General features: G+C 73.2%; 6 protein-coding genes. 2 read left to right on the forward strand and 4 right to left on the reverse strand.

From position 1 onward, the window contains the following. Positions 1-284: 284 nt before the first annotated feature. The 4 genes from C5507_RS21765 to C5507_RS21780 form a co-directional block, all read right to left on the reverse strand. Positions 285-1,274 (reverse strand): sulfite exporter TauE/SafE family protein, encoded by a 990-nt coding sequence (locus tag C5507_RS21765; RefSeq protein WP_104530570.1) that lies wholly within the window; start codon positions 1,272-1,274, stop codon positions 285-287. 307 nt (positions 1,275-1,581) lie between these two features. Continuing rightward, the gene (locus tag C5507_RS21770) at positions 1,582-2,580 is read right to left on the reverse strand and encodes an inorganic phosphate transporter (protein WP_104530571.1); all 999 of its coding nucleotides are present in this window, start codon (positions 2,578-2,580) and stop codon (positions 1,582-1,584) included. Between the two features lie 6 nt (positions 2,581-2,586). Next, positions 2,587-3,204: a DUF47 domain-containing protein gene (locus C5507_RS21775; protein WP_104530572.1), complete on the reverse strand. Its 618-nt coding sequence runs from the start codon at positions 3,202-3,204 to the stop codon at positions 2,587-2,589. 104 nt (positions 3,205-3,308) lie between these two features. After that, entirely contained in the window at positions 3,309-3,872 is a 564-nt protein-coding gene (locus C5507_RS21780; protein WP_207225623.1) for a sigma-70 family RNA polymerase sigma factor, read from the reverse strand. 103 nt (positions 3,873-3,975) lie between these two features. Between C5507_RS21780 and C5507_RS21785 the strand changes: the two genes are divergently transcribed. Both C5507_RS21785 and C5507_RS21790 read left to right on the forward strand, forming a co-directional pair. After that, entirely contained in the window at positions 3,976-4,620 is a 645-nt protein-coding gene (locus C5507_RS21785; protein ID WP_104530574.1) for a zf-HC2 domain-containing protein, read from the forward strand. Next, the coding region (locus C5507_RS21790) for a copper resistance CopC family protein (RefSeq protein ID WP_170107072.1) at positions 4,617-5,193 on the forward strand (577 nt) is incomplete at its 3' end. The genes C5507_RS21785 and C5507_RS21790, both read left to right, overlap by 4 nt.

The raw sequence follows: 5,193 nt of genomic DNA on the forward strand, positions 1-5,193 counted from the left end.
TGTCCAAGAAAGACATCATCCGCTGCCTCAAGCGCATGATCGCCCGCGAGCTCTACTACGTCCTCCGCCCAACCCAACCCGCCGAAAACCTCGCATCAGCAGCTTGACCATCCATAGGAGCATCCTGGTCATCGCGGGTCCTGGCTCACGGTCGACGGTGAGCCAGGACCCGCGGTGGTGAGCCAGGACCCGCGGTGGTGAGCCAGGACCGGCGGTGGTGAGGGACGTCGAGGAAGGGCCCCGCCCGGTGATGCGCCGGACGGGGCCCTTCCTCGACGTGCAGGTCAGTCGCGCGGGTCGCGGGGCCGGCCGGCGCCGACCGGCTTCACCCCGGTAACGGGGAGGTCGGCCGCATCGGCGACGACGTTGCGCTCGGCGACGGCGGTGACGGCGTCCGCGGACTCCGTGGCCCGGTCCCTGCGGTACTCGCGGTAGGAGTGGACGACGGCCGCGACCCACACGAGCGCGAGGACGGCGTAGGCGGCGTAGCGGACGCCGTCCGAGGCGTCGAGCCAGTCGCTGCGCAGCAGCGTGCGGACGTTGGTCAGCACGATCATGCCGCCGACGAGCGAGCCGAGCAGCCGCGGCGGGATGTGGCGCACCAGCCATGCGGCGATGGGAGCGGCGATCAGGCCACCGATCAGGAGCGCGACGACCCATGCGGCGTCGATGCCCTGCGAGCCGAGCGCCAGCAGGAAGCCGAGGCTGGCGGCCAGTGCGACGAGGAACTCGGAGGTGTCGATCGAGCCGATGACCTTGCGGGGCTCCATCCGGCCGCTGGCCAGCAGTGCCGGCGTGCCGACCGGGCCCCATCCGCCGCCACCGGTGGCGTCGACGAATCCGGCGACCAGACCCAGCGGGCCGAGGAAGCGCTTGCGGATCGGCTTGCCCACGTTGCGCCGGTCGATGCCCCGCAGGGTGAAGCGCACCAGGATGTACGCGCCCAGCGACACCAGGATCAACGACATGACCGGGGCGGCGAACTCGGTGGACAGGGCGGACAGGAAGTGGGCTCCGGCGAAGGCGCCGATCGCGCCGGGCAGGCCGACCTTGGCGACGACCTTCCAGTCCACGTTGCCGAACTTCCAGTGCGACAGGCCCGAGGCCAGCGTCGTGCCGATCTCGGCCAGGTGGATGGTGGCCGAGGCGGCGGCCGGGTTGGTGCCGATCGCCAGCAGCAGCGTCGTCGAGGTGACGCCGTAGGCCATGCCGAGGCTGCCGTCGACGAGCTGGGCGCCCAGGCCGGCGAGGGCGAGCAGGATCAGGGTCTTCACGGGTACTGACTCCGGGTCTCATGGAGTGCGGCGCGCAGCGGCGCACGCAGACGTGCGAAGGGGAGGTGAGACGGGGGGCGCCGGGACGGCGCGGGAATCAGCAGCCTCGACAGGCGGCGGTGCAGACGCGCAGCAGATCGACGTGCAGGCGGCTCACCAGGAGCAGCATCGTCGGTCGCGTCACGGGTCAATGTCTACCAGATCGGTGCACTTAGGCGTCAATGCGGGTGTCCAGACAGTGGGACGCGTCCCGGGGGGACGGCCCTCACCGCGGAGAGGAGACCCGTGCGGCGGGGGTGCGGACGCGTCAGACGACGGCGTCGGTGACGAAGTAGGCGATCGCCGCGACGGCGGCGGCGGCCGGCAGCGTGACCACCCACGCGGCGACGATGTTGCCCGCCACGCCCCACCGGACCGCCGAGAGCCGGCGGGTGGAGCCGACGCCCATGATCGAGGTGGTGGTGATGTGCGTCGTGGAGATGGGCACGGCGAACACCGTCGCCGTGGTCACCATCACGCTGGAGGCGACCGTCTGCGCGGCGAAGCCCCCGGCAGGCGTGAGCTGGATGATGCGCCGCCCCATCGTGCGGATGATCCGGAAACCGCCGGCGTAGGTGCCCGCGCTGATGGCCGCGGCCGCGGCCAGGACCACCCAGAACGGGACCTCGAACGTGTCGATCTCCCCGGCGGTGAACAGCGCCAGCGTGATGATGCCCATCGTCTTCTGCGCGTCCTGCATGCCGTGCCCCAGCGCCATGGTCGCCGAGCTCACGATCTGGGCGTACCGGAAGCCGCGGTTGGCCTTGGACACGTGCGCCCGCCGGAAGGTCCACAGGATGGCCAGCATGAACAGGTAGCCGAGCCCGAAGCCGACCAGCGGCGAGACGATCATCGGGACGATGACCTTCTCGAACACGCCCATCCACTGCACCGAGTGGGCGGCCGCGAGCGCCGCGCCCACCAGGCCGCCGATCAGCGCATGGGAGGAGGAGGACGGCAGGCCGTACCACCACGTGATCATGTTCCAGGTGATGGCGCCGATGAGGGCCGCGAAGACGATCTCCAGACCGTTGCCGCCCTCGGGAGGATCGATGATCCCGGCCCCCACGGTCTTGGCGACCTCGGTGGAGAGCAGGGCGCCGATCAGGTTCATGACCGCCGCGAGCGCGAGCGCCACCCGCGGGGTCAGTGCCTTGGTGGAGACGGCGACGGCGATGGAGTTGGCCGCGTCGTGGAAGCCGTTGGTGTAGTCGAACGCCAGGGCCACCAGGACGATGACGACGAGACCGATGAAGGCCGCGTCCATGCGGGGTCAGGACTCCTTGACGGAGATCGTCTCGACCACGTTGGCCACGTGCTCGAAGGCGTCGGCGGCCTCCTCGAGCTGGTCGGCGACCTCCTTGAGCTTGAGGATCTCCAGCGCGTCGAACTCGCCGCTGTAGAGCCGGGAGAGCAGCCGGCGGTAGAGCTTGTCCGCCTCGTTCTCCAGCCGGTTGACCTCGATCCAGTAGTCGGAGAGGTCCTTGAGGCTCTTCAGCCGGGGCATGGCCTCGGCCGTCGTCTGCGCGCAGCGCTGCAGCAGCGAGACCTGCTGGCTCATCTCGGCCGGCAGGGTGCCCAGGCCGGTGAGGATCACCAGGTCCGCGGCGGCCTCGACGAAGTCCATGACGTCGTCCAGGTCGCTGGCGAGGTTGTAGATGTCCTCGCGGTCGAACGGCGTGACGAAGCTGGTGTTGAGCCGGCGGAAGATCGCGTGCGTCGTCTGGTCAGCCGCGTGCTCGAGGTCCCGGAGCTGCACGGCGAGCTCGCGACGGCGGGCGTGGTCGTGGATGAACTCGTCCAGCACCTCGGTGGCGGCCACCAGGTTCTGCGCGGACGCGGTGAACAGCGGGTAGAAGCTCGAGTCCTTGGGCGTCAGGCTGAAGGGCACGCGGGGGCTCCGTCTCGGGATCGGCACGGCCGCCGGCGCCGGGACCTGACGCACGACCGTCCGGGAGCATAGGTGTCCGGGAGGCGGGCACCGGATGTCGTGAGTCAGCTGTGGGCGGCGTCGCCCCGCGCGGCGTCGTCGCCCACTCCGGAGAGGGACGAGACCAGGTTCGCGCGGGCGCGGGCCACCCGCGACCGGATGGTGCCCACCGGGCAGTCGGCGACCTCGGCGGCCTCCGCGTAGGAGAGCCCCAGCAGCTGGGTCAGCACGAACGCCTCGCGGCGGTCGGCATCCAGCCGGGCGAGCAGGTCGGTGACCGCGACGCCCTCGCCGACGGCGTCCGCGGGGCGGTCCGCCGCCAGCAGCTCCAGGTCGGCGGTCTCGTGCACGAGGGTGAGCCGGCGACGGCGGCGGGAGCGGACCGCGTCGGCGCAGACCCGCCGGGCGATCGCCAGCAGCCAGGTGCGCACCGAGGACCGGCCCTCGAAGCGGTGCAGGGCGGCGAAGGCCCGCAGGTAGGTCTCCTGGGTGAGGTCGTCGGCCGAGTCCCGGTCGCCCAAGGCGGCGCACAGCCGCCAGACGTCGGACTGCGTCTCCCGCACGAACGTGGCCGCGGCCAGCGGATCGCCGTCGGCGGCGTCCGCGGCGGTGCGTGCCAGGTCGTCCACGCACCCATCCTCCCGTGCCGGACGGCTGCCACGGCGACCCCTTCCCGCACGTGTGACGTACGCCTCGGGAACTTCTCCCTGGGTGGTGGACGACCAAGAGGACATGTCCTGCCTTCCCTACCGCGAGGCGGTCTCCGCGCGCCTCGACGGCGAGCCGCTCGGGATGCCGGTCCGCGAGCTCGACGAGCACCTGGCCGGGTGCCCGTCCTGCCGGGCCTGGACCGGCGCGGCCGAACAGGTGACCCGGCGTGCCCGGCTGGCCGCGGCCCCGGCGGTGCCGGACCTGACCGCCGCGGTCCTGGGCGCGCTGCCCCGGGAGCTGCCCGGGGCCCGGCAGGCGGCCCAGGCGCGGCTGACGGAGACCGCGCTGCGGCTGCTGCTGGTCGTGGTCGGCGCCGCCCAGGCGGCCCTGGCCTGGCCGGTGCTGGTGTCCGGCGCCGGCGCGATGAGCGCCCCGGTGCACATGGCCCACGAGACGGGCGCCTGGAACCTCGGGGTGGCCGCGGCCTTCCTCGCCGTGGCGCTCGGCCCCCGGCTCGCCGCCGGCGCCCTGCCCTTCCTCGGCTCCTTCACCGCGTTCCTGCTGCCGATCACGCTGGCCGACCTCGGCGCCGGGCAGGTGCACGCCGACCGTGCGGTGGCGCACCTGCTGCTGCTGGCCGGGGTGCTGCTGGTGGCGGTCGTCGCGTGGCGCGGCCGGCGCGGGCGGCAGCCGGTGGCGGTGCCGGGACGCCGGGTGCCGGCGTGAGGCGTGCGGTCCTCCTCCTGGTCCTCCTGGTCATCGGCTGGCTCGGCGTCGGCGTCGTCATCGCCGGGCCGGCCGCCGCGCACGCGACGCTGGTCTCGACCGATCCGGGGGAGGGGGCACGGCTGGACACCGCCCCGGCGGAGGTGACCCTGCGGTTCAGCGAGGGCGTCTCGCTGGGTGCCGGCTACGCCCGGGTGCTCAGCGCCGACCAGGAGCGGGTCGACGCCGGAGCGGCGTCGGTCGACGGCGGCACGCTCACCATCCCCCTGCGCGGGGACCTGCCCGACGGTGGCTACCTGGTGACCTACCGGGTGATCTCGGCCGACTCCCACCCCGTGGCCGGGGCCTTCTCCTTCGCCGTCGGGGACGCCGAGCTCCTGGCCGCCGGCGCCGGGGCCGACGGGGACGCCAGCGATCCGGTGGTCGCCGCACTGCTGCCGGCCGCCCGCTGGGCCGGGTTCGCCGGGCTGGCCCTCGCCGTCGGGCTGCCGGTGCTCGCCGCGTGCTGCTGGCCCGCCGGCTGGGCCTCGCCGCGGCTGCGCCGGCTGGCCGAGGGCGGGGCGGTCGCCGTCG

The organism is Blastococcus saxobsidens, from assembly GCF_002938435.1.
In the GTDB taxonomy this organism is placed as follows: Bacteria; Actinomycetota; Actinomycetes; order Mycobacteriales; family Geodermatophilaceae; genus Blastococcus; species Blastococcus saxobsidens.

Bases quoted from the DNA above. Each gene is read 5' to 3' on its own strand.
- C5507_RS21770 (WP_104530571.1), bottom strand. From the start codon at position 2,580: ATGGACGCGGCCTTCATCGGTCTCGTCGTCATCGTCCTGGTGGCCCTG.
- C5507_RS21785 (WP_104530574.1), top strand. From the start codon at position 3,976: ATGTCCTGCCTTCCCTACCGCGAGGCGGTCTCCGCGCGCCTCGACGGC.